Source organism: Cytobacillus sp. T106 (assembly GCF_040492155.1).
GTDB classification, from domain to species: Bacteria; Bacillota; Bacilli; order Bacillales; family Cytobacillaceae; genus Bacillus_AB; species Bacillus_AB infantis.
Window position 1 is genome coordinate 433,236 of record NZ_JBEUMK010000002.1, and the last position, 24,966, is coordinate 458,201.

At 45.2% G+C, this 24,966-nt stretch carries 20 protein-coding genes; 16 read left to right on the forward strand and 4 right to left on the reverse strand.

Features of this window, described 5'->3' with window-relative positions; genetic code table 11:
• Positions 1-35: 35 nt before the first annotated feature.
• A complete protein-coding gene (locus tag ABU165_RS06540; protein WP_318059839.1) occupies positions 36-1,040 on the forward strand; it encodes a M23 family metallopeptidase in 1,005 nt (334 codons plus the stop codon).
• An 874-nt stretch (positions 1,041-1,914) separates the two neighbouring features.
• The gene (locus ABU165_RS06545) at positions 1,915-3,123 is read left to right on the forward strand and encodes a TraB/GumN family protein (RefSeq protein ID WP_101549107.1); all 1,209 of its coding nucleotides are present in this window, start codon (positions 1,915-1,917) and stop codon (positions 3,121-3,123) included.
• A 48-nt stretch (positions 3,124-3,171) separates the two neighbouring features.
• Here the strand turns inward: ABU165_RS06545 and ABU165_RS06550 are convergent, their stop codons facing one another.
• Both ABU165_RS06550 and ABU165_RS06555 read right to left on the reverse strand, forming a co-directional pair.
• Complete coding sequence (locus ABU165_RS06550; RefSeq protein WP_101549109.1) at positions 3,172-3,837, reverse strand: hypothetical protein; 666 nt, start codon at positions 3,835-3,837, stop codon at positions 3,172-3,174.
• A 290-nt stretch (positions 3,838-4,127) separates the two neighbouring features.
• On the reverse strand, positions 4,128-4,877 hold the full coding sequence (locus tag ABU165_RS06555; RefSeq protein WP_318059840.1) for a hypothetical protein: 750 nt from the start codon (positions 4,875-4,877) through the stop codon (positions 4,128-4,130).
• Positions 4,878-5,231: 354 nt separating this feature from the next.
• Between ABU165_RS06555 and ABU165_RS06560 the strand changes: the two genes are divergently transcribed.
• Complete coding sequence (locus tag ABU165_RS06560; RefSeq protein ID WP_318059841.1) at positions 5,232-5,891, forward strand: hypothetical protein; 660 nt, start codon at positions 5,232-5,234, stop codon at positions 5,889-5,891.
• 143 nt (positions 5,892-6,034) lie between these two features.
• On the opposite strand, the gene ABU165_RS06565 is transcribed toward ABU165_RS06560, so the two are convergent.
• Positions 6,035-6,655: a hypothetical protein gene (locus ABU165_RS06565; protein WP_318059842.1), complete on the reverse strand. Its 621-nt coding sequence runs from the start codon at positions 6,653-6,655 to the stop codon at positions 6,035-6,037.
• Between the two features lie 267 nt (positions 6,656-6,922).
• On the opposite strand from ABU165_RS06565, the gene ABU165_RS06570 reads away from it, so the two are divergent.
• The gene (locus ABU165_RS06570; protein ID WP_318059843.1) at positions 6,923-7,582 is read left to right on the forward strand and encodes a hypothetical protein; all 660 of its coding nucleotides are present in this window, start codon (positions 6,923-6,925) and stop codon (positions 7,580-7,582) included.
• A gap of 63 nt (positions 7,583-7,645) precedes the next feature.
• Here ABU165_RS06570 and ABU165_RS06575 read toward each other — a convergent pair whose 3' ends face one another.
• The gene (locus ABU165_RS06575) at positions 7,646-8,704 is read right to left on the reverse strand and encodes an SGNH/GDSL hydrolase family protein (protein ID WP_318059844.1); all 1,059 of its coding nucleotides are present in this window, start codon (positions 8,702-8,704) and stop codon (positions 7,646-7,648) included.
• 355 nt (positions 8,705-9,059) lie between these two features.
• Between ABU165_RS06575 and ABU165_RS06580 the strand changes: the two genes are divergently transcribed.
• The 12 genes from ABU165_RS06580 (at position 9,060) to nagZ (ending at position 24,955) form a co-directional block, all read left to right on the forward strand.
• Positions 9,060-11,933, forward strand: a complete 2,874-nt coding sequence (locus ABU165_RS06580) for a family 10 glycosylhydrolase (RefSeq protein ID WP_318059845.1) — start codon at positions 9,060-9,062, stop codon at positions 11,931-11,933.
• A gap of 201 nt (positions 11,934-12,134) precedes the next feature.
• A complete protein-coding gene (locus ABU165_RS06585) occupies positions 12,135-12,815 on the forward strand; it encodes a YesL family protein (protein WP_318059846.1) in 681 nt (226 codons plus the stop codon).
• A 17-nt stretch (positions 12,816-12,832) separates the two neighbouring features.
• Positions 12,833-13,555 (forward strand): N-acetylmannosamine-6-phosphate 2-epimerase, encoded by a 723-nt coding sequence (locus ABU165_RS06590; RefSeq protein ID WP_101549122.1) that lies wholly within the window; start codon positions 12,833-12,835, stop codon positions 13,553-13,555.
• Positions 13,556-13,576: 21 nt separating this feature from the next.
• Positions 13,577-14,527, forward strand: coding sequence for an acetylxylan esterase (locus ABU165_RS06595; protein ID WP_318059847.1), 951 nt, complete (start codon positions 13,577-13,579; stop codon positions 14,525-14,527).
• 31 nt (positions 14,528-14,558) lie between these two features.
• Positions 14,559-15,419, forward strand: a complete 861-nt coding sequence (locus ABU165_RS06600) for a MurR/RpiR family transcriptional regulator (RefSeq protein ID WP_318059848.1) — start codon at positions 14,559-14,561, stop codon at positions 15,417-15,419.
• Between the two features lie 16 nt (positions 15,420-15,435).
• On the forward strand, positions 15,436-17,010 hold the full coding sequence (locus ABU165_RS06605) for an FAD-dependent oxidoreductase (RefSeq protein WP_396349964.1): 1,575 nt from the start codon (positions 15,436-15,438) through the stop codon (positions 17,008-17,010).
• Positions 17,011-17,046: 36 nt separating this feature from the next.
• The gene (locus tag ABU165_RS06610) at positions 17,047-18,012 is read left to right on the forward strand and encodes an ABC transporter permease (protein ID WP_148949762.1); all 966 of its coding nucleotides are present in this window, start codon (positions 17,047-17,049) and stop codon (positions 18,010-18,012) included.
• 13 nt (positions 18,013-18,025) lie between these two features.
• On the forward strand, positions 18,026-18,901 hold the full coding sequence (locus ABU165_RS06615; RefSeq protein ID WP_101549129.1) for a carbohydrate ABC transporter permease: 876 nt from the start codon (positions 18,026-18,028) through the stop codon (positions 18,899-18,901).
• 118 nt (positions 18,902-19,019) lie between these two features.
• Entirely contained in the window at positions 19,020-20,498 is a 1,479-nt protein-coding gene (locus ABU165_RS06620) for an extracellular solute-binding protein (RefSeq protein ID WP_318059850.1), read from the forward strand.
• A gap of 100 nt (positions 20,499-20,598) precedes the next feature.
• Positions 20,599-21,768 (forward strand): alpha amylase family protein, encoded by a 1,170-nt coding sequence (locus ABU165_RS06625; protein ID WP_318059851.1) that lies wholly within the window; start codon positions 20,599-20,601, stop codon positions 21,766-21,768.
• The gene (locus tag ABU165_RS06630; protein WP_318059852.1) at positions 21,765-23,360 is read left to right on the forward strand and encodes a DUF4127 family protein; all 1,596 of its coding nucleotides are present in this window, start codon (positions 21,765-21,767) and stop codon (positions 23,358-23,360) included. The genes ABU165_RS06625 and ABU165_RS06630 overlap by 4 nt, the downstream gene beginning before the upstream one ends.
• Complete coding sequence (nagZ, locus tag ABU165_RS06635) at positions 23,357-24,955, forward strand: beta-N-acetylhexosaminidase (RefSeq protein ID WP_318059853.1); 1,599 nt, start codon at positions 23,357-23,359, stop codon at positions 24,953-24,955. The genes ABU165_RS06630 and nagZ overlap by 4 nt, the downstream gene beginning before the upstream one ends.
• The last annotated feature ends 11 nt before the right edge of the window (positions 24,956-24,966 follow it).

Here is a 24,966-nt window from a genome sequence, read left to right on the forward strand (position 1 = left end):
TAATACAAAATTAAAATAGGAAGGTGAAAAGAATTATGAAGATAATGAAACCTTTACTTAGCATTGTGCTCTTTGCCCTGCTGGCGTTTTCATTCACTACTTTGGGAGCATATTCGGCTGAAGCTGCAGCTGATAGGCTAGTAATTGAAAAAGAGAGCCAACTATTTGATGAACCGGATCTTACCGCCAAAACTGGAGCTTCAATCTCTCCACAGACAGTCACAGTTTTAGAAGAAAGAACAAATGGGTGGTATAAAATTGATACCTGGCTGGGCGAGAAATGGATTGCTCCCAATGGAATCAAGGCGGAACTAACTTTCTCGACAAAAATCTATAATGAACCATCTTACTTGAAATCTGCAGGTGCATCCATCTCTCCCCAGACCATTACTATTCTTGATAAACGGAGTGATGGATGGTGGCTGGTAAAGACTTGGCTTGGAGATAAATGGATCGCTCCAAACGGAATTAAATTAGTTACAAAGGAAACGTATACGATTTACAATGAAGCTAATTTCACTTCCGGCACAGGAGCCTCTTTGTCTCCCCAAACCGTAACGGCCATTAACCAAAAAGCCGGCGGGTGGTGGCAGGTCAAAACTTGGCTAGGCAACAAGTGGATCAATGTCAATGATTTAGGATTCAGTGTTCCATTAAAAATACAAGATTATGTGGTAACTTCAACTTATGGGCCACGGTGGGGGAAAATGCACTTTGGGGTTGACTTGGCCAAATCGGGAACAGTTGAAATAGTTGCAGCTGCAGGAGGAACGGTGTCAAAATCGTATTATTCTTCTTCCTATGGAAATTGTGTCATTGTCAGGCATTCAATAAGTGGGAAGACGTGGGAAACTCTTTATGCACACATGAGCAGCCGCAGTGTGTCAGTAGGAGACACAGTCTCTAAAGGACAGCGTCTGGGCTTTATGGGCAATACAGGCGATTCCAAGGGCCAGCACCTTCACTTTGAGTTGCATGATGGGCTTTGGAATGATAGTAAGAGCAACGCGGTGGATCCTTCGTTATATATTAATTTCTAAATTGAGCAGGTTATAGGTTAAGTTAGACAAAATGGAGGGCTGTTGAAGGCCCTCTTTCTTGTGACTAAGGATATTACTGGAAGGTTTTATCCGCATAGGGACGGGGAGAGGGATTCCTGCTAACAACCAAGGCAAAGTCCGCAAGAAAACAATTGTTAAAAATTCGCAGCATCAATCCCTCTATCATGCCCAACACCTACAAAATCTCATCAAGAGCCATGGGTTTACAGTGTAGGTCAGACCGGTTGTTATATTGACCAATCCCTATGGAGATTTGAAAGGAAGACAAGATCATAGTGCCCCAACCTTCGTGTTAAAGAATTTGTTCAATTTGCATCCTGTGAGAGTGATGTGGAGCTTACTTAAGAAGAAAAATTAAATATAGCTAAACTGCTGTCAGTCAGTGATCAGCAGCAGTCGAAAGTCTTTTATGAGCAGTTTATATGAGTTAGTTGATAAAACAGGATAAGGCGCTACCATATGGGGTTAATGGGTCTCTCTAGAATGCAGTCAGGCTTATATAAATTAATCAAACGTTTGAATAATAAGGATTTTTTCCTTCTGTTATGCAGTTTCTGGTAAGTAAAAGACTGCACACTAGGAACTTTTAGTCCAGACAACACTTTGATTCCTTCAAGGCTATCATCACGCCTTGCACATTGAGCAGAAAAACTTCCGTATTATAATATCTATAAGGCAACAAAATTTATAGACTAGTCCCAGCACACCCTAATCTAATGATGAATCAAAAAATAAATCTCTTAAAAGTTGTCCCTCTACCTAAATTAAAGTAACATTAAAAATGTTAATAGTTTCCTTTAAATGAATTTATAGGAATCTATTGGTGAAAAAGATTAAAGGGGAGATAAGGACGTTGAAAAAGTTGTTTAAAAGTTTAGCGACGCTATTTGCGGTTGTGCTGCTCGTTTCTTCGTTTGCAAATACTTCAGTTTCTGCAGCGGAACAAACCAGGAATTGTGTCCCAAAAAAAATCATGTGGGGAAAAACAGAGCTGAAGAGCGGGCAATTGGGTAAAGTTACAATTTTAAAAGAAACAAAGTTATATTCCTTGAAAGATAATAAGCTTGCGGCGGGAAAAACACTGCCTGCTAAAGGTGAATACAGAGTCTATTCTTTTAAGAAGGCTGCAGGAGCGGAACTTTATGGAGTCGGCGGCGGATCATATGTTAAAAAAGACAGCCTGATTAAGTATGAAACTCCTTCAAAGCGGAAGCTGGCTGAGCTTAAAGCAGCTGCTTGTGTTGAAAATGAGGGCGGCTTCCTGTGGAAGGCAGAGAAAAATGGCAACACCGTTTATATGCTTGGATCCATCCATGTTGGCATTGAAGAATATTACCCATTGAATTCAAAGATCATGAATGCTTTTAATAAATCACAGAACCTGGTTGTAGAAGCAAATATTCTGAATGTAGATCCGTATGAAATTCAGCAGTTCATCATGGAAAAAGGCGTCTATACTGACGGAACGACTATTGAAGATCATATCTCAAAGGAACTGTATACAAAGCTGGGAGCTGCATTGGACGAATATGGAATGGATATTAATAAACTGAAACAATTCAAGCCCTGGTATATGAACATGCTGCTAGAAGGCCTGGTTCCTATGGATCCCAAGTATAATCCGGAATTGGGGATTGATTATCAATTATTATCCAATGCCGGGAAGAAAAAGATCATTGAGCTTGAAGGAATGGACTTCCAGCTTAATATGATGGCAAATTTCTCAGATAAGATGCAAATCAGGCTTATTGAAGACTTCCTGAAAACAGAACGCAGCGGAAATGAAATCGAACCTCTCATCAAAGCATGGCAGTACAGCGATGATGCTGCTATTGAGAAACTGGTATTCGACATCCCTGATAACAGCCCGGAATACAAAGAATATATGACAGAAATGTTCGATAAACGCAATATGGGCATGGCCAATAAAATCGAGCAGTATCTCAAAGCAGGCAATAAACAAACCTATTTTGTCGTTGTAGGTGCAGGGCATTATTTTGGTGACATGAGTGTTATTAAATTGCTGGAGAGAAAAGGTTATAAGATAGAGAAGATTCAATAGAAAAACAGGGTCAGACCCCTACTTTAGTAGGGGTCTGACCCTGTTTTGTTAATTGTTTAAAAGAGCCAGCTTTGCTTTAGAAGGAGTTTCATATTTTATGTTATTTGTTCTCTGGACATATAAACCGCCGCCAAGGTCATAGAGCAGTATTTCCCCAATCCGTTTTGTCCCATAAACCCGATATTCTTCACCAGGCTTTAACATCTTTACTACCCTATACTTCCTGATAGCTGCCGGATCAGCTTTCTCGGCACCAATATCACGTAAAATAGTAACTTTACCAATTTGACCTGGTTTCAGTTCTGTTTTCCCCCACATTACTTTAGCCGATGGATTGCTTGATTCTAAAAGAGCCAGTTTGGCTTTGGACGGGGTTTCGTATTTTATATTGTTTGTCCTTTGGACATACAGCTCTCCGCCTAAATCATAGAACAGCGCCTCTCCTATGCGTTTAACTCCGTACACCCGAAATTCTTCCCCGGGTTTTAACATTTTCACTACATCACGATTAAAACTATGCATTGGATTCTGCGGACCATCCTCCCGGATTGGTTTGAATTTGATAGCACCAATATCCCTCAGAATAGTGACTTTTCCGATTTGCCCTGGTTTCAATTCAGTTTTCCCCCACATCACATCCGCTGAAGCAAAAGTTGACGGGAACAGCAAAATAACCGCGGCAAGAAAAGTAAATAGAGTTTTTTTCAGTTTCATATGTCTGCCTCCTTCTGTTTTATCCAATTAAATGGTAACATACTGTATCCATCTTTAACTATATTTTACATTTTAAGTGCACTGGTATCATATTCCATTTCAGCTTGGTTATTGAGGCAGTATAGCAATTCCTTGCTCTTTTAATTGTTCTTTTCTACCCAGTCTATATCTATAGTCATCGGCAATATATAAAGGAATCTTGCCAATTCAGTTGTCCAAGCAAGACTAGAGCGAAGGAAAAACTCGAGGGTCAGACCCCTACTTTAGTAGGGGTCTGACCCTCCTCCAGTTTAATCAAACGTTTGATTAACACACGCACCAGCCACGGTGTCCCTGGCAGATTTACTTATAATTAAGCTTAATTCCAGACGCTGAATCCACTTCTCAGTTTGGCTGATGTTTTTGGAAACCCCATTTATTTCTTCATGATATTCAAGACCTTCTGCAGATATATATCCTAAATTAAACTGAGCTATTCTATGGATGATCATAGCCCACTCTGCGTCTGTCATCTTTGCCTCAGAATATTGATTGATATAACCTGCAGCTTGCCGTGAAAATGCACAGGATCCTGCGGTTATATCTACTTGTTTTCCAAGTTCCAGTGAGCAGATTCTATTTGTTATTTTTTCGGTTTCTACCCATTCAACAGGATGGGTTTTGAATGCCCGTTCGGTGCGCCCTATGATTGTGTAGTCATGGGCTGATATGTTGGAAATTATGGTTCCTAACTCTTCAGGGTAATATCTGCTCCAGGTCAATATCCTGTCAAAATCGCAATAATGATAGTAATCCATTTGTGACGTTAGTCCCCATTCTACTGCTTTGCGCCGGGCATGGGCAGCTCCTCTTTTAGGGATGATTTTTACTTTGAATTGGCTTTCTTCCAAAAGCTTGATCAAATCAGGAGAAGTTTCATTGCTGACTGCAATAAATAAATCCTCATATAGATCTTGAAGCAAGCTCTTGTATTCAATGAAAGATTCACAGTTGTTCCCGGTTGGATCATGGGTCACAGTTAAGAGAGCTGTTTTGTGCATGAGAATCACCTCTGAGTTTTAGATGTGTTGTAATTCGCTAAGAAGACGGCTGAATCCTTTAGTTTTAATTTAAAACCAAGGTGACTGATTCTTAGGTCTGTGCCGTAGTTTCAAGAAGATATCTTAATTTGAAATATTTTTGTAAAAAAAGAAATTTATTTGTCATTTTTATAAACCTATCCTTAGTTTGTATCGTCTAAATTCTGGAATGTACTTGAGGGGAATTTTTTAACTGAAAAGAACAAGCAGTTGTTCCTCTGTTACTTTTTGGTGCAGCCGGCGCATTTATTAAGTATCTCCAGATAGAAACTGATTTTTATTAATATAAAAAATTAAACAAAAGGGGAAATCAAAATGCAAAAGAAATATCCAGCAATTGTTATGATGACACTGTTTTTAGGTACTGCGGGTGCGTTTTATTATGAAGGTTCTCCGGCGAAAGTTAATGCTACGGAAGAAAAATCTGATCTAAAGGCTCAAATTAGTAAAATAGAAGAAACTTTCAAAGAGGAAGTGAAAGTTCCAACCGTTGAACCTGATTTGACATCCAACGAAAACGTTGAGAATGCCGACTCTATAGGGAAAAGTGACTCCAGCCAACAGCCGGCTGGCTCAAAACCTGAAAAGCCTGAATCTAAGCCTGCCTCAGTACAAGATACGTTTAAAATAGAAGACACAACTTATTATCTAATCTCTCCCCAAGAGAAGTTCAATCATGACCAGGAGTTTGCCAAGAAATATGGTGCAAAGTTTTACGGAGTTCCAAACAGTGACATGTTTGTATTTGTCAGAAATGGAGAACCCATCCTTCAAACGAGCTCTGGACTCGCCGCAGCCCCGCTTAAGTATAGCGATATATTATCTGAATTTCTTGCACCAGGAGGAGAATATAAGAACATTGCTGAAAATGTTTTATTCTCCGCTAAAACTGGAGCTAAAGTAACTGTCGATTTCGGGAACCATATAGGATATAGCATATGGATAGAAGACGGAGTGGTTGTAGCATCATGGTAAATAGAACAGAGGGACAGGTTTCTGTCCCTCTTTAATTTTTCATGGATTAGGTAACTGTCATCCTCAAAATTAATACGAAATTGAATTAGTTTTTCCTAGTTCTGTCGTGTTTATCAAGTCACGAAATTTCAACCCTAATACTGCTAAAACCCAAAGTCTATTTCCAAAGTCCTCATTAATGGGTTTCCAAAGATGTTAATTGTTGCAGCACCTACCTGGGTACTGGTCTTTTCCTTAGTGGCGTTAGAATAAGAGTTATGTATGTTTGCTTTCACCCATTCTCCTGCTTCATTCTCTTCTGTTCCTTTAAAAGGAATCTTGGCAATAGGGATGAAATAATTTTCGGCCATTTTATTGACAGTGTTTTCAACCTCAGACTGGTCTGGATGATCAATATATGCACTGGCGTCAATGTTGGTTTCAATAAGAAGGACCTTCTGGCTGGACCTTTCAAAGTACACATCGACTTGTAAGACAAAATTGCTGTTATTCAGGGCCATGGTTCCTGTATAAATATCTGTCGTTTTACCAGCGGATATCGGGAGGATTTCAAAGCCGTTTTTTTGTAGATGCTCCATTATGTGCTCCGGAGAGATATCGGGAGTATCCTGAATACTCTTTACTGCAGTTTTTTGTGCTGCTTGTTTAGCATGAGTGCTAGTTTTATTAATTTCAGTTTGTAATAGAGATTCTTCGTTGATATTTATTCCTATATAAATTGCAGCTGCTACTACAAGTAGCAGAATATATGGATTAAGCTTCAATTTTACCCCTCACTTTATTGGTAATATTTTACTATATTTTACAATGGATTTATCTAATATGAAAGAGAATCATAGATTTCTAAGGATTGGCGAATTTATTAGTATTTTGTATTCCATCTTTTTTCATTGGATTCTAGTCTAGCTTAGTGTCCCTGTTACGAGATTTTGAAATATAATTGTAACAATTGAAATTTATTTGTTATTTTGTAAACCTTTCTTAATCTTACATCGTCTAAATCTATGAAATGATCTTGAGGAGGAAAAGAAATGAAAAAGAAATTTCCAGCAATTATTCTTATGACCTTATTTTTAGGCAGTGCCGGTGCATTTTATTATGAAGGATCTCCAGAAAATGCTGTGGCTACAGAAGAAAAACCGGATACAAAAGCCCAAATCGGTGAATTTAAAGAAAGCTTTAAAGAGGAAGTAAAAGTGCAAGCTGCAGAAGTTCAAGAGCCGGTGATTGAAAAAGTGGAGGGGAATGATTCTGAAAAGAAAAACGATCCTGCTCAAAAACAGCCTCCTCTTAAAGCTCAAGAAAAAGAATCCAAGCCGGACGCAGCGTTGGATACAATTAAAATTGGTGACTCCACGTATGAATTAGTGTTGCCTGAAGAAAAATTCTTGTATCAAATGGAAGTTGCAAAGAAGTACGGTGCAAAAATGTACGCTATCCCAAACAGTGATCTGTTTGCATATATTAAAGATGGAAAAGCCATCGTCCATACGAGTACAGGGATAATGAGCGCCCCTCTGAAATATGCAAATATGGTTGCAGAATTAATCGGTAAATATGAAGAATATAAAAAATTCCCCGAGAATGTTCTATTCTCAGCGGAAACTGGAGCAAAAGTAAGTGTGGTCCTTGACCATAATCTTCAGTACGGAACATGGGTGGAAAACGGAATGATTATAGCTTCCTGGTAAAAGGGAAACGAAGGGACAGGTTACTGTCCCTTTTTGTGTCCTGTCCAACTGTTCGCCCGGCACTCATTGCCGGCCCACAGTTTCAGCAATAACCGGCCCCAAATACTCTGCCATTTTAATGAATCCCAGGTCTGTGGGATGGACCCCATCAACGGTAGCTTCATTTGTATATTCTCCGAGCATATTAGTGCCCTCGATGAACGTTATATTTTGATCGCCTTTTTGCTGAAGTTCCTGAACTAAGTTTTTCTGAAATACTAATCTGGCAATCCGGTCTTCATAAAGCTGCCGGTCCACAGCTTCAGCGGCATAAGGAAATTTAGAGACTAGGATAATCGGGACATAAGGGTGAGTTTCTCTATAGATCCGTATGAATTCTGGCAGGGTCTTTTTATACAGCTCAGTGCTGACACAATTCGGTTCATAATCTAAAACAAGGCAGGCGGGATTTCCGATCGTACGGATGATCTTTGCCATATTGGGCTCGCCCCTGCCGCTTCCTGAGAATCCAAGGTTGATAAATTCGAGGTTGATCTTGCGGCTGATAATATTGGTATATGCCATCCCCGGTCTTGAAGCGCATCCCCCCTGTAAAATCGAAGTACCGTATAAAATGATCTTCCGGCCGCTGTCAAAGGGGGCGGGTTCAGATATAACAGCTCCTTCATTGACTCCCACGAGAACTTCCCCGACTCCCTGGTACAGCGGAAAATTCAATGTAATCGGCAGGAGGTCAGTTTCTTCCCGTTCAAAAAAAGCTAGCTCGTATTCCTGCAGTGTTGGCTCATATCTTGTTATATTAACAAAATGTTTGTGGCCGGCGGGTCCGATATAGCAGTCAAAGCCGCATTGTCCGGTGGCAGGCATATTGCTCATATCCGCTTTTCCCGACAGCTTTACTATTACAGCGATCGTTTTGGCATTTGTCTGGAAGCGTATCTGTCCTCCGGCTGTACAGTCTGCGAGCCTGCTGACAATATCAGGTATTTCCCAGTCAGGCTCGGAGGGGAGCCGCCTGTATTTCTTTTCATCCTGGAACCAGGCAAAGCCGCTAATCACAAATGGTGCCTCTTTCGGATCATGCCAAATTAATTTCTCCGCTTGTTCTTCTGAGCTTTTCAATTGCCTTCACTCCTTTATATGATTCTAAATAACTAGTTTCAGAAATTTCCGACTATTAACTTTACAATAAAAGCGCTTTCATTTATTATGGATTCATCTTCCGAAAATGTAAATAGAAAAGGAGATTTCCTCCATTCCGACTTCACAAGAATTCATCAAGCTTTCCCCTACATGATAGCCGACACCACTATTTCTTTAAAAAGGCGTTCTAAAAAAACGCTTTTTCATAATGCTTTAATCCAGCTAAGAGAACTCCATACTTCAAATCTAAAAGGAGGTGTGACAGTACATCTATTCATAAAAACTTTATATCCCTTATGCCATGAGAAAAACTAAAAGAAGGCAGGTAATAAGAATGTGGAAAAAGCGTTTCAGTGTGTTTTCTGTTCTGATTCTATTATTCTCCATGATCCCGGTTTTCTCGGCATCCGCTGACTATACAGAGGATGATGTGATAGAAGTGGAGGCAGCGCCCGAGGATATTACTATTGATCCTATTGGGAAAATGAAGCAAATCTCATTTATTGATGAGGATTTTGAAGGGAAAGCTGATTTCATCGGCCTTTATACATCTGAGTATGCAAAGGAGATCCTTGTGAAGAGGCTTTGGGTCGCTGTTCAAGTGAACGATAAGAACGAAGTGACAAAAGTGGTCAATCCGTCCGCTGGTGGGGCAGTGCCTGTTTGGGAGCAGGAGCAGACTATTGAAATACCGGCAGGGGGCTATGTACTCCTGGCACAGGATGATTCCTGGGCAACGAAGGATTTTCGGAAGTTCCTGGCCGTTAATTTTACAGAGGGTGATGTGATCAAGCTCCGGAAGAATGGCGAGGTTGTCCCGATTACCGAGTTCATGACCGGGGAAGGGCTGGTGCCTGGCATCGAGGTGTCCAATGAACCGATGTATACCGTAACTGAAGCTTCCACTCTGGTGAAGGGAACAATCCGCAACTTTGAAGAAGGGGAAGATTACAGCCTTATGGTGAATGGGCAGGAGGCAGCTATAGCTTCTGATGGCTCCTTCCAGTATGAGTACCCATTGTCAGCGAAAACGAATTATATCGATCTCATGATTTCAAAAAATGGCACAGAATACGAGAAGAAATCACTTGTTGTTTTTTATAAAAATTATACTGAAGAAGACAAGGAAGTTTTCCTTTGGGTAGACCAGGCAGCGAATGCCCGGAAGTTTCAGTCTTCCGAGAGCATCCGCGATATGCTCGTGATGGCAAAGGATGCTGGTGTGACGAGCATTGTCTTTGATGTTAAGGGAGTTGAAGGTTTTGCCTCTTATAAGAAAAATGATCTGACAGGCAGGCCCTATGTGAGTGAAATGACGGCTCCTTCAAGGGCAGGTTCCAATCCTGACCTGGATCTGCTTGAAGAGTTCATATCCCATGCCCATGATCTTGGCTTGACGGTGCATGCTTCTATGAACGTATTTGCTGAAGGATCTATTGCCTTTGATGAGTATGCTGTACTGAATGAACATCCGGAATGGGAAGAGAAGGTATACCGCCATGAGGACGGCGGCCAGATCCTTCCGCTCCGGGAAAGCAAATATGGAAAAAGCGGGGCGCTGGTTGCCTTTGTGAATCCGGCAGACCCAGAAGTGGTTGATTATCAATTAAAGTCCTATGAAGAAGTGATTAAAAATTATGATGTTGATGGAATTGTCCTGGACAGAGGCCGGTATGATAATTTCTTTGCCGATTTCAGTGACATTTCCCGGGCTCAATTTGAAGACTTCCTGGCTGAACGCGGCAAACAGCTGACCAGCTGGCCTGAAGATGTTTTTACTTATGAAGGCTCAACCCGGGTGGATGGACCGCTGATCGATGAGTGGTTCACTTATCGGGCAAGCGTCATCAAAGACTTCACCTCTCAGCTGAGAGGGCTTGTGGATAGCTATAATGGCAAGCGTTCCAAGCAGGTGGAGATTTCATCTTATGTAGGTTCCTGGTTTGATTCTTACTACTTGAACGGAGTCAATTGGTCCAGCCCTAATTTTAAGTATGATGAGCGGCTGCAATTCCCTAATGACCAGATTTATACTGATGATTATGCGCAGTTTGGCTATACAGAAGACTTGGACTTCCTTATGATCGGCACCTATCAGGATACTGCAGCAGAGGTGAAGAAATATATTACACTTGGAAATATCCTTATGAACGGCGAGCTGCCTGTCTATGCCGGTATGGCTCTTGCTAATCATCAGGAGCCTGCGCTTCAGCGTGAAGTATTCCAGGCAGGTCTCCAAAATTCTGCCGGGCTGATGATTTTTGACTATTCCCAGGCAAATTTCCCGGTCATTAAAGCATCGATCAATGACGAGGAATATGTGAAGGATTATGAGCTGGGGATAAGCGACCCGCGGGAAGGCTCGGAGCCGATCAAGGGTGATTTCTTCAACGTCAACCGCAATGAAGATAATATTAACGTTTATTCTGATGGGTTCGGCCTAAGCACTGGAACCAATAAATGGGGCGTTGAGGCAGTTGTTGATAGAACAGGGAAGGTTACAAAAATGGTCAATAAAGAGCAGGCCATGAATTGGAGCTGGGGCGTAGCCAATGATAACAACAGCCTGATACCGGAAGGCGGATTTGTCATCTCTGCCGCTGATGCTTCAGGTGTCAGGGAAAGAAGGCAGCTGGTCGCTAACGCCTATAGCGTCGGTGATGATGTAAGGGCAGCCCTTTTGAGCGGCTTCCTTGAGTATGATGGAAAAACCTTTACTAAATCAAAAGTCGAAATTAAAGGAAAGGCCGAGGTAATTGGAGCGGGGGCTGCAGCTGTTAAAATTAATGGAGAGGAAGCAGCTGTCCAATCGAACGGTGCTTTTTCTGCAGCTGTTCCGCTTCAGGTGGGCGCTAATCAAGTAACTGTCGAAGTATTTGTGGATGGCATGAAGACGCATCATAAAGTACTGGAGCTGAACCGTGAATCCAGTGAAGATCCTCTTCAGGAAGCCATGCAGCTGATTGAAGAGCAGATTGATGCCGGTATCCGCAACAGCCTGCTTGCACAGCTGAGAAATGCAGAAAGGCATTTTGAAAGGATGGAGGAGTTCCGGGAAAGAGGAGATGAAAAGAAAGCTCTGCAGGAAGAAAAGAATGGCAAGAAGTCCGTTCAAAAGGTGATTGACCAGCTGGAGAAGCACAGCGGGAAGCATGTGGACCCTGACACTGCAGCTGAAATCATCGGTTTGCTTGAATTCTTATTATAAAAATTAGAAGACAAACATTCTGCTGGAAAGAGTGTTTGTCTTTCTTTTAATTTTCTGAATTTATAAAATAAAGTCTTTACAATAAATGGGTTGGGCTTTATGATGGAGGTATATTCCAATAAATGATTAATTCATTGGAGGATAACTCCACTTTTTCATGGTCCAGCATTTCAATTATTCTATTGTGAGGTGACGTGTGCTTTGACGAATAATCCCCATATGGATGGATTATATAAGTTTTGCCTCATGTTTGTCCGGCTCGCTTATGTCAATCTGCTGTGGATCTTTTTTACCCTCCTTGGTGCCGTATTCCTTGGCTTTTTCCCTTCAACTGCTGCGATGTTTACTATCGTCAGGCAGTGGATCAAGGGCAACAAAGATCTTCCAGTATTCCAGACCTATTGGAATACGTTTAAAAAAGAATTTGTGAAAGCTAATATGATTGGCGCAGCATACTTTGGGGGAGGCATCATCCTGTATATCGATATTCTCTATTTTTCTTCTCCCGCGAATATCGGTCTGCTCATCCTTTACTACTTCTTTTGGGTAACAGCCTTTCTTTATCTGCTTCTTGGCACATTTCTCTTCCCAGTCTATGTTCACTATCAAGCTAAATGGTGGCAGTATTTTAAAAGCACTTTCATGATTATGCTCATGAATCCGCTGGCCGTTCTGGCCCATCTGGCCATCCTTATGGGCGGGGCAATCATTCTAAGAGCATTGCCAGGACTCATCCCGCTTTTTGCAGGAAGTGCTATGGCCTATGCATTGACGCTGGTCAGCTTCAGAGCTTTCAACAAAGTGGAAGCGCTTACTAAAGAGAGCATATCGCAATCTGGTAAAGGGCAGATGGCAAGCGGGCAAATCAAAACCGAAATTTAAAAACAGGACGTGAAAATATGGTGAAACAAGCTTTCATGGAAAAAATTAAAGGGCAGCTGATTGTATCCTGTCAGGCGCTGCCTGAAGAGCCTCTTCACGGGGCAGATATGATGGCAAGAATGGCAGTGGCTGCTAAAGAAGGAGGAGCGGCTGCCATCCGGGCAAATGGAACAGATGATGTAATCGCGATAAGAAAGGCCTGCAATCTTCCAGTCATCGGCCTGATTAAAAGGGATTATTCCGGCTCACCGGTATATATTACCCCGACAAAAGTTGAACTGGACGCTTTAATCGAAGCAGGAGCAGATGTGATCGCCCTGGATGCAACAAAGCAAAAGCGGCCGAATGGAGAATCTCTTGAGGAATTGATTCTTTACATACGGGAAAGGAGCTCCTGCCTTATCATGGGCGATATCTCCAATTTCGAGGAAGGAATTGCCGCAGGCTGGGCGGGCGTTGATTTAATATCCACAACGCTATCCAGCTATACCCCTTATACCAAAGATCGCAGGATACCCGATCTGCCGCTGATCGAGGAATTGGCGAAGGCGACAGAAATCCCGATTATCGCTGAAGGTAATATTAAGACCCCGATGGAGGCAGCCGAAGCCCTTAAACTGGGGGCCCATGCGGTAGTAGTAGGCACTGCCATTACGAGGCCGCAGGTCATCACAAAACAATTCTATGAAGCGATCAGGGAAACGGCTGAAAGGATGGCCCTAAAAAAGCAAGTTAAATAAGAAGCGAAGGAGGTGAAGCCCTTGCTGAATCATATAGAAGAACAGATCAGGCAGCTGGAAGCGTATATTCCTGGCCAGACAAAGCTTGGAGACCATGATGAATTCTGGGATCGGACGCTTCTTGAGACAAGAAGCAGGCCGCTTGGGGATGAAGTTGAGCGGATGGATTATCCGATCAGGCAGGTTGAGGCATATGAAGCCAGCTTTCATGGGTTTGATGAAACTCCTATCCAGGCTTACTATATACTGCCGGCCCAGCATGACGGCAATCTGCCGTGCCTGGTCATTTTTCACGGCTATGGGGGCCATAAAAATTCAGTCTCCCATTATATGAAATGGCTGATCCAGGGCTATGCCGTCCTGGCTGTCGACTGCAGGGGACAGGGAAGGACAGGCGATTATTCCCGCTATAACTCGGATGAAATGGGCACCTGGGCCACAAAAGGCATTCTTGATAAGGAAGAATACTATTATCGGAAGGTGTATATGGACGGAGTCCGGGCAATCGACTTTGTAATCTCCCGGCCGGAAATCAACAGCTCGCGGATCGCTGTGATGGGGGCAAGCATGGGGGGGGGGATAACGCTCGCTGTGGCAGCCCTTGACGGCAGGCCAAAGCTTGCTGTCGCAGATGTTCCGAATATGTGTGATATAGGCCTGGCCATGAAGCAGAAGTTTGAAGGCTCGCTGACCATAGTCGAACAGTTCCTTCACAGGCATCCAGAACATATAGAAACTGTTTATCAGACTCTCTCTTATTTCGATAATCTGAATCTCTGCTCCCGCATCACCTGCAGGACAAGGGTCACAGCAGGATTAAAGGATCTGGTCTGCCCGCCTATGCCTATATACGGAGTCTACAACCATATCCAGGCTGAGAAGTCGATTGAGGTGTTTCCTTTTTCAGGCCATGATATGGGCATCATCAGCCATATAGATCAGACGCTTTCCTATGTAAATCAATATCTATAACTATATGAACTTTTAGAGGGTGAATGTTTCAATGAATAGAATCAGCACGACAATGAACCCAGATGTGATGATAACCAGTATATTTCAGTCTTTGACAAAATCAGAGCAAAAGGTGGCCGAGGTTGTCAGAAGCCATCTGAAGCAGGCGGTATACTGGTCGGTTTCAGACTTGGCCGAGCACGCCGAAGTGGGGGAGACGACCGTGATCCGTTTCTGCCGGAAGCTTGGCTATCGCGGCTACCAGGATTTCAAGCTGGCTGTTGCCCAGAATGGCACCGAAGCTGCGAGGCAGGAATTTGGCGAAGTGGAAGATACAGACAGTGCCTATGTGCTTGCCCAAAAGGTGACGGCTGAAAACAGTGCTACACTGCAGAATACACTCAGCCTGGTTGATCCGGATGCCATGGAGGAGTCAGCCCGAGAAGTTATTGCCTCCAATAAGGTGTATCTTTTCGGCGTCGGTGCATCCGGTGTGATGGCACAGCAGGCGCAGTACCGGTTCATGCGGCTGGGATTCAATGCGGAATCAGCTTCTGATTCCCACGTGATCGCCATGAATTGCGCCTTGGCCAGAAAAGGGGATGTGGTCATCGGGATTTCTACCTCCGGGAGTACAAAAGATTTGGTCGATGCCATTGAAATCGCCAAAAGAAATGGGGCATTCATCATTTGCATCACGAATCATATGAAATCGCCGATTACCAAATACGGCGATGTCGCCCTTTTGACTTCTGGTGTGGAAGATCCGCTCCATGGCGGTGCTTTCTCTTCTCTTATTTCACAGATGCATGTGCTCGATATGCTGACCAGATTCATTGAGAGGCAGCATAAGGAACATTCGCTGGCTGCCCTGCAGAAGACAGCCAAAGCTGTTTCCGACAAATTATATTAGGAGGGCCAATGAAATGCTGAAAAGAGAATTGTCTGCAGACATTGTCATCATAGGCGGCAGCACAGGCGGATGTGCTGCGGCATTGGCTGCTGCCAGGTCCGGCTGCAAAGTTGTGATGACAGAAGAGACGAAATGGATCGGCGGGCAGCTGACGAACCAGGCAGTTCCCCCTGATGAGCACCGCTGGATCGAAAAATTTGGCTGCACCAGCAGCTACCGGATTTTCCGCAGCCTGGTAAGAAACTATTACAAGTCGCATTTTCCGCTCTCTGAAAAAGCCCTGCAGATGCCATATCTTAACCCGGGGAGCGCCATTGTGAGCCGGATTTCCCATGAGCCCCGTGCAGCGCTGGCTGCCTTGCAGGAAATGCTGGCTCCGTACATACATAGCGGGAAGATTGTGGTCCTAACGGAAACCAAAGCAAAGAAAGCAGAGTCGGACGGGGACCAGGTCAAGGCTGTCGAGGCAGAGCATCTGTTAAGCGGGCAAAGCTATGTACTGACTGCTCCCTACTTTTTGGACGCAACAGATTGCGGGGATTTGCTGCCGCTTGCCGGGGTGGAATACGTGACAGGGGCAGAGTCGCAGAAGGAGACAGGAGAGCCGCATGCGCGGGAAGGGGAGGCAGACCCGCTGGATATGCAGGCCATCACCCACTGCTTTGCCGTTGACTATCTGGAAGGAGAAGACTTTACCATCCCAAAACCCGAAACCTACAGCTTCTGGCGGGATTACAAAGCTTCCTTCTGGCCGAACAGGCAGCTGGACTGGACGGCTGTCAGCCCTGTAACACTAGAACCGATTACTTATGGCTTCTTTAAGGAAGAAGGCAAATTCTCTTTATGGGAATATCGGAGATTGATAGATAAAAGCAATTTCCAGAAGGGCACCTATGAGGGCGACATTTCTCTCATCAACTGGCCCCAGAACGATTACTGGCTTGGCCCGGTAATCGATGTGGACGAAGAGGAGAGAAAGAAGCATCTCGAAGGGGCCAGGCAGCTGAGTTTATCGCTTCTTTACTGGATGCAGACAGAAGCGCCGAGGCCGGATGGGGGCCAGGGATTTAAGGGGCTGCGTCTTCGCCCGGATGTGACCGGCACTGATGATGGCCTTGCCATGTACCCCTATATCAGGGAATCGAGGAGGATTAAAGCTGAATTCACCGTATTGGAGCAGCATATCAGCACGGCTATCCGCGGAGAAGCGGGGGCTGAAGTTTTCCCTGATTCTGCCGGAATCGGCTGCTATCGGATTGATCTTCATCCAAGTACAGGCCTGTCAACTTTCATCGATATTTCCAGCCTGCCGTTTCAGATTCCGCTGGGCAGCCTGATCCCTGTAAGGGTCGATAATCTGCTGCCGGCTTCCAAAAACCTTGGCGTAACGCATATCACAAATGGCTGCTACCGCCTTCACCCGGTCGAATGGAATATTGGCGAAGCGAGCGGCTGCCTGGCAGCTTACAGCCTGAAGCGGGGTCTGACCCCTCGACAAATCCGCAATGATGCGGGCAGGCTGGCTGATTTCCAAAGGTTCCTTGAGGCTGAGGGGATTGAGCTGTCGTGGCCGGCTGTCCATTCTGTTTAAGCGCTGCTGGCAGGTTATTGAAAGGAGGGGGTCTTTATGATCAAAGGAGCACCGATTGAAACACAGGCGGCAAAGTTTGATGCTAAAACAAGGCCAAAAATCAAACGGAAGAATGTCTTCCTGAAATATTGGGATCTGTATCTGCTGATGGTGCCAGGCATATTATTTTTCATCATTTATAAATACGTACCGATGTGGGGCATTGTGATTGCCTTTCAAGACTATAGCATTTTTACCGGGGTCCTTGAAAGCAAATGGGTGGGCTTTAAACATTTTGAACGGATGTTTGAGGCGGAGGAGTTTTACCGGATTTTCAAAAACACCCTGCTTATCAGTCTTTATAAGCTGTTCTGGGGGTTCCCGGCCCCTATCATTGTCGCCCTGATGCTGAATGAGCTGAGGAACATGATGTATAAACGGACGATTCAGACGGTCATCTATATGCCGCATTTTCTTTCCTGGGTCATTGTCGGGGGGATCATGATGAATCTTCTTGGGCCATCCACCGGAATTGTGAACAGTTTTGTAGAGTTCCTGGGGTTTGAGCCGATCTACTTCCTTGCAGATGACAGCTGGTTCCGGAGCGTCCTTGTCGCGAGCGACCTGTGGAAGAGTGTAGGGTGGGGAACCATCCTTTACCTGGCTGCCCTCGCTGGCATCGACCCTCAGCTTTATGAGGCGGCAACAGTCGATGGGGCCAATAAGTGGCAGCAGACATGGCATATTACCCTGCCGAGCCTGCTTCCTACCATTGTCATCCTGCTGATCCTGCAGATGGGCAATATCCTGGAGGTCGGATTCGAACAGGTCTTCATCTTGCTAAATCCGCTTGTATATAACGTTGGGGACGTCTTTGAAACCTATGTGTACCGGGTCGGCGTCACCCAGGGACAGTTCAGCTACACGACTGCGGTCGGATTATTTAAATCGGTCATTGCACTCATCCTGGTTGTGGCAGCCAATAAGTTTGCCAAAAAACTGGGACAGAATGGCCTTTGGTAAGGGGGTGCCTTAAATGGCAGTTATGCGGACAAAAGGAGAGAAAACATTCTCCGTCATCAACTACCTGCTTTTAGGGGGCTTTGCACTATTATGCCTGTTCCCCTTCTTGCATGTGATCGCCCAGTCTTTAAGCAGCCAGCGTGCCATCGTTTCGGGGGAGGTCGTCTTCTTCCCGATCGAGACCACCTTCCTCGCCTATAAAGAGGTGCTGATGGACCAGCATTTCCTCAGGGCATTCGGGGTCAGTGTGGCACGGACGGTGGTCGGAACATTTATAAACGTTTTCCTGACCTGCCTGATGGCTTATCCACTGTCGAAATCATATATTAAAGGCCGCGGCGTCATCTTGTTTCTCGTGGTATTCACGATGCTGTTCAGCGGAGGGATGATCCCTACCTATCTGGTCGTCAGGGAAACAGGATTGCTTAACACGTTCTGGGCATACATCATCCCGACGGCGATCAGCGCGTTCAACCTGATCATCGTCAAGAATTTCTTCCAGAGTGTCCCGGCAGAGCTGGAGGAATCAGCAAAGATGGATGGAGCTTCTAATATTGGCATCCTATTCAAGATTGTCATTCCATTGTCGATGCCGGTCATTGCGACGATAGGACTGTTCCATGCAGTTTTCCACTGGAACTCCTTCTTTGATGCAGTTCTTTACATCAATGACAGAGGTTTATATCCGCTCCAGGTTTATCTCCGGGAGCTGATCCAGTTCGATCAGTCAGAAATAAATCTGCGGGACAATTTCGAGCAGCAGCTGCTTGCCAATGAGTCACTAAAGGCAGCCGCACTCATATCCAGTACATTGCCGATCCTGATTGTCTATCCATTCCTTCAGAAGTATTTTGTCAAAGGTGTCATGATTGGTTCTGTAAAGGGCTGATGCTTTTCAGCAAATAAAAGGGGGTGTCCGGGATGATGCCTGTATAGCCTGGACTTATTTTCTGCTTCATACCCGAAAGGTATTATCTTAATTAAATTTCCAAAGGGGGAAATGTAGAATGAAGGGGTTATTTTCAAAGAAAGCTGGCTTAGGCCTCGCTTTAGCGTCAGTGATGCTGTTCAGTACCGCCTGCTCCGAAGAATCGGGCACCGATGAAAAGGATTCAAAGGAAAACCCGAAGATTGATATTGTCGTGAATAACTATGGTCGGACTTTCCCAAGCGGCATGGATGAAAATAAGAATCCTTACCTCGATTTTATTGAGGAAAATACAGGCATCGATGTGTCTGTCCAGGTGCCTCCGGCTGAAGGATATATGGAAAGGCTGAATGTCCTGATGGCGAGTGATGATCTTCCAGACCTCATCTACAGCCCGGATGCAAACTGGTTCGTCAATTATGTGAACCAGCAGGCACTCACACCGCTGACCGATCTTGTTGATAAGCATGGGAAGAATCTGAAGAAGCTGATACCAGAGGAAGCTTGGGATGCTGTGACAGTTGATGGCGAAATCTATGCCATTCCCCATATCCTCCAGGAAGAAGGGTCTGAAATCATGTATGTCCGCCAGGATTGGCTGGATGAGCTGGGGCTTGAAAAACCGGAAACCCTTGATGAATATGTGAATGTATTGAGAGAATTCAAAGCGAAAAAAGACAATACAGGCCTGATCATGACAGATACACTGGGGAGAATCTCCCCATTCCTCGGAGCATTCGGGATTCAGCGCAGCCAGTGGGTGGAGCGCGACGGTAAGCTGGTATATTCCAGCACCACTCCTGAAATGAAGGAAGCGCTCGCCTTCCTGGCAGATATGTATAAAGAAGGATTGCTGGATAAAGAGTTTCCTTCCAACAGCCTGGCTGTCCTGGGTGAAAAAGTCGCAAATGACCGCGCCGGCCTGTTTACAGCAGCATGGTGGGATCCGCGCGGGCCAATCCTGACAAACCAGCAGAATAATCCTGATGCCAAATGGACGTCGCTCGAGTATCCGATTGGACCGAATGGAGACTCCGGAACTGCCGGAAGCGCCCTTGTCCGCGGCTATAATGCCGTACCAGTGACAAGCGATAATGCTGAAGCCGTAGTGAAATATCTGGACTTTATCGTATCTGACGGTTTCCGCGACATTTTCCTCGGGTTTGAAGATGATGTCTGGAGCATGAAGGACGGAGTGGCTTCAACAGATTTTGAAAAACATAATGAGCATCTTTACCGCCAAATGTATGTTACTGTAGAGCCGCTTGATCCGGAAACAACAAAGATCCGCCTTGATTCTTTGGGGCTTGAATTCGGATTATATGACAATGTGACCAAGATTGGCGAGCATGCCATGCATACGGAATACCAGGGGCCTCCAACCCGTGCAAGCGGCCAGTACGGCGGCCAGCTGAAGACAATGGAAGATGAAGTGTTTTCCAATATCATTGCCGGGAACGAGCCGATCGATGCGTTTGATAAGTTTGTAGAAAGATGGAATAAAGAAGGCGGACAGGAATGGACCGATGAAGTCAATGAATGGTATAAGAACAAGTAAAAGGCTGTCTGTTTTGGAGAATGTTTAACCGGAATCAAATAGGAATGGCGCCTGAGCAGGCGCCATTTCTCACTTAAGGGAAAGGAGTTGTTATGGCTTCATGAAAGAGGCAAAGGTCCTGTGGATCGACTTTCTGGCCAATGGCGCGAGGCTCCATATAGAGGAAAAGCGGACTGAGTACATAGATAAGGCCAAAAAGGCCGGATTTACCCATATTGTCGTAGATGCAAAGATTCCTTATGGATATGTTACCTATAAAAGTAAATTGGCCCCGCATGCCGGAGATTGGGAGAGGTTTTCCTGCTGGCGGGGGCTTGATTATGTGGCAGTGATGCTTGAGGAGATCAAAAAGCAGGGATTAAAGGCGATATTGAAGGCAGATATATTTGCTGAAGGCAGGATAGGGGCGCCGGCACTGCCTCAACTACAGGAAGACTGGCAAGTGATTTATCTCGGGGAGGAAGAAGACGGAAGGCCGGTCTTTACTAAGGCGGAGGACTGGACCGAAAATGCTGTTTTCGTTAATCCCGTTATGCCAGATGTAAGACAATATGAGCTTTCCATCATCCGCGAACTGGGAGAAAATTATGAGTTCGATGCCTTCATTCTTGACCGATGCCGTTATCCGAATGTAAAAGCCGATTACAGCCCGCTCAGCAGGAGGGAGTTTGAAAAGTACAGCAGTCTTTCTATAAATAATTGGCCTGATGATGTGGCAGCGGGAGGCCTCTATTTTAAAAAATGGCTTGCCTGGAGGGCATCTGTCATCAGCAGCTTTATAAAGGAAGCAAAAGCAGAAGTGAAGAAAGCGGGCAGCAGCAGGGATTTTGGTGTATACGTCGGCTCATGGTATCCGGAGTTTTTTCAGGAAGGTGTCAATTGGGGCAGCAAGGAGTTCAGTCCTGGCTATGATTGGATGGATGCGGATTACAGTGAGACAGGATACGCTGAAGAGCTCGACTTTATAATGACCGGCTGCTACTGCTTTCATGTAACAAAACAGGAAGCTTCAGCTGCAGGCCTGAGAGAATGGCAGAGTGTTGAAGGGGCAATCGAGATCAGCAAGGCGGCTGTGAAGTACAAACCTGCCTACCTGCCATCCTTATTCCTCAAGGATTATGAAGGGGATGAGCAGCAGTTTCAAAAAGCATTGGAGATGTGCACCAAGAACGGCGAAAGCCTGATGATTTTTGATAGCATCTATCTTGAACAGTACGGCTGGTGGAATTTATTGAAAGAACACAACTTGAGCGGAGGAGGATCCTTATGAAAAAAGTCGTATACCTTCCACTTGATGAGAGGCCCTGCAACCTGAAATATCCGCAGGACCTGGCGGCAATGACAGACTTGAAGATGGTTGTGCCGGACCAGCCGCTGCTTGGCGATATGAAGAGGCCGGCTGATGTTCCTCTCCTTCATAAATGGCTGAGGGAGGAATCAAAATCTGCAGATTATTTAATTGTTTCCATTGATATGCTGATTTATGGAGGCATTGTCCCTTCCCGGCTGCATCACCTTTCCATAGATGAATGCCAGGAACGGCTCGAGGTGCTGAGAACGATTCAGGACGAAAATCCACATATAAAAATTTATGCCTATAATCTGATCATGCGTGTCCCTGCCTACAGCAGCAGCGAGGAGGAGCCCGACTATTACGAGCACTACGGCGAGCAGATCTGCCGCCTTGGCCGGCTGTCAGATAAAAGAGATCAGCGGCTGGCTGGCAAGGAGGAGCTTGCTGAATTGCTGGAGATCGAAAGCTGGCTTCCGGAGGAAGTGAAGGAGGATTATTTTGAACGGAGAAAAACCAATTTCAGCCTTACTTCACATGTGCTGCAGATGGCTGAGGAAGAGATAATCGATTATTTTATCATCCCGCTTGACGATAATTCTGAATATGGCTTTACTGCCAAAGAACAGCGGCAGCATATGCTCGAAATTGACCGGCTCAATCTGATGGACCGGACGGCTGTCTACCCGGGAGCTGATGAGATTGCCTGTACCCTTTTCGCAAGAGTGTTCTGTGAAATCCAACAGTATAGCCCTGAAATTGCGCTCAGATTTTCTTCTGCCAACGGGCCGCACATCATACCAAGATATGAGGACCGCACCCTGATGGAAAGCATCAAATCCCATATCACTGCGGCAGGAGGCATCATAACTGGAGATGAGAAGAATAATGATTTCCTGCTGATGGTCCATTCCCCGGCTGCCGATGCAGAGCATATGGCAGAATCAAGCCATGAGCTTAACAGCAGGCACCGCTCCTATTTTTCAGAGATGAATATACGGGAATTCATCCAGGCAATGAAGCATTTTATTGGAAAAGGCAAGAAGGTAGCATTAGCGGATGTGGCCATATGCAATGGCGGGGACCATTCGCTGCTGCTGCAGCTCTCCAAGCAGTCTATCCTCCACAGCCTCCTGGCGTATGCCGGCTGGAATACAAATGGCAATACAATGGGGACGGTCATTTCCCATGCCATCATCGCATCATATTATCAGCAGGGGGATAAGGAAACGCCTGCTGCCTTTAATAAGGCCAGTCGTTCTTTCTTTTATTCCCGCCTTGTGGAAGATTGGGGGTACCAGTCAATTGTGCGGAAGCATATTTCCTATCAAGTTCTGCCGCAGATGGGGCTGACTCCCCGGAATCTTGGCGGCCAGGTCAGTGAAGTGACAGATATGGCTGCAGAAAAACTCCAGCAATTTACTGACACTTATCTCGCGGATATTCCGGAAGGCAAAGTCATACTGGGCGGTGTCTACCTTCCATGGCGAAGGATGTTTGAAGTCGGCTTTACATTGAACCTGGATGAAGTCCCGGGCCGAAATGAGGATGTACTGGAGGGAAAGGCATGAATAGTAACTGGTCTCTGAAAGAGAAGATTGGACAGATGTTCATCATCGCATTTGCTGGGGAAGAAATGAATCCAGAGCTGGAAAGAGCGATTACAGAACTAAATGTTGGAGGAGTCATCCTTTTTCAGCGGAATTTAAAAGACGCCGGCAAGGTAAGGCAGCTGAACAGGGACATCCAGCGTACAGCCAGAATGCATAAACGGCCGCCCCTCTGGATTTCCATCGACCAGGAGGGAGGAGGGATAGCTTACTTATGGGAAGGGATGGCCATTTCTCCCGGAAATATGCTGATCGGTGCTGCCGGCAATGCTGAAAATGCCTATGATGCCTCTTATCTGATGGGGCTTCAATTGATGAAGCTTGGGTTCAATATGAATTTTGCACCGGATATTGATATTAATAATAATCCCAAAAACCCTGTCATCGGCGCCCGTTCTTTCGGTGAGACGGCTGAGATGGTGAGCATGTTCGGCCAAAAAAGCATAGAAGGTTATCGTGCTGCAGGAATGCTTGCGGTAGGGAAGCATTTTCCGGGACATGGGGATACCGAGTTTGACTCACATCTCAGCCTTCCGAAGGTAGAGAAAAATCTTGAAGAGCTGGAGCGGTTTGAGCTGCTGCCGTTCATCGAGAACATCCAAACAGGCATGGAAGCCATCATGACTGCCCATATCGTCTATCCGAAGCTCGATCCCGACCATCCGGCAACACTGAGTTCTTTCTTTTTGAAAAAACTCTTGCGGGAAAAGTACAGGTTCGACGGCCTGATTCTGACGGATTCCATGGAGATGCAGGCTATTTCCAAGTTTTTCGGCAGGGAAGCTGGGACGGTAAAGGCCGTCCAGGCGGGTGCAGATATTATCCTTGCCTGCGGAAGGGATGTGGCTGCCCAGCAGCTTATGATTGAAGCGGTCGAGAAGGCAGTTGCTGACGGACAAATTAGTGAAGAGAGGATTGATTCGGCAGTTGGAAGGATAAGTGCTTTTAAACAAAAGTGGATAAAGAGCCAAGAGCCTGCAGAGGAAGAGTTGCCAGAAGTTCATGAAAAAACCAACCATGACCGGATGGAGCAAATTGCCTTGGAAGGCATTACCCTCCTTTTTGACAGGAAAGGATTATTGCCTCTTTCATCAGAAGCGTCAGTTAAAGTTATCAGCCAAAAAACCTATAATGATGAAAATTATGTCGGGGACCGGAAAGCGGTTATCCATCAGGTGTTCAATGAAGGCAGGTACGAAATTCACTATATTGATGGTGCCAATCCTTCCGTGGAAGAAGTTGATGAGCTGGCTGACAGCGTGAAAGAGGAAGATTATGTGCTTCTTTTGATCAATGAGCGGAGAACTCTTGATGAAAACTGGGTGAATCTCTATGAGGAAATCAATAGAACCACAGGAAAAATTGTCCTCGTGTCTTTATGGAACCCGCAGATCATATCGGCATTTCCGGCAGATGCGGCCGCTTATATTGCTGCCTATAGCAACACAAGCCACACGGTCTCTGCTTTGAAGAAGCTGGTTGAAGGAAGAGCTGAATTCAGGGGGAAGCTGCCTGTTACAATCCCGCCTTTCGCAGAGGAACCTTCCAAAAACTGAATACATTTAGG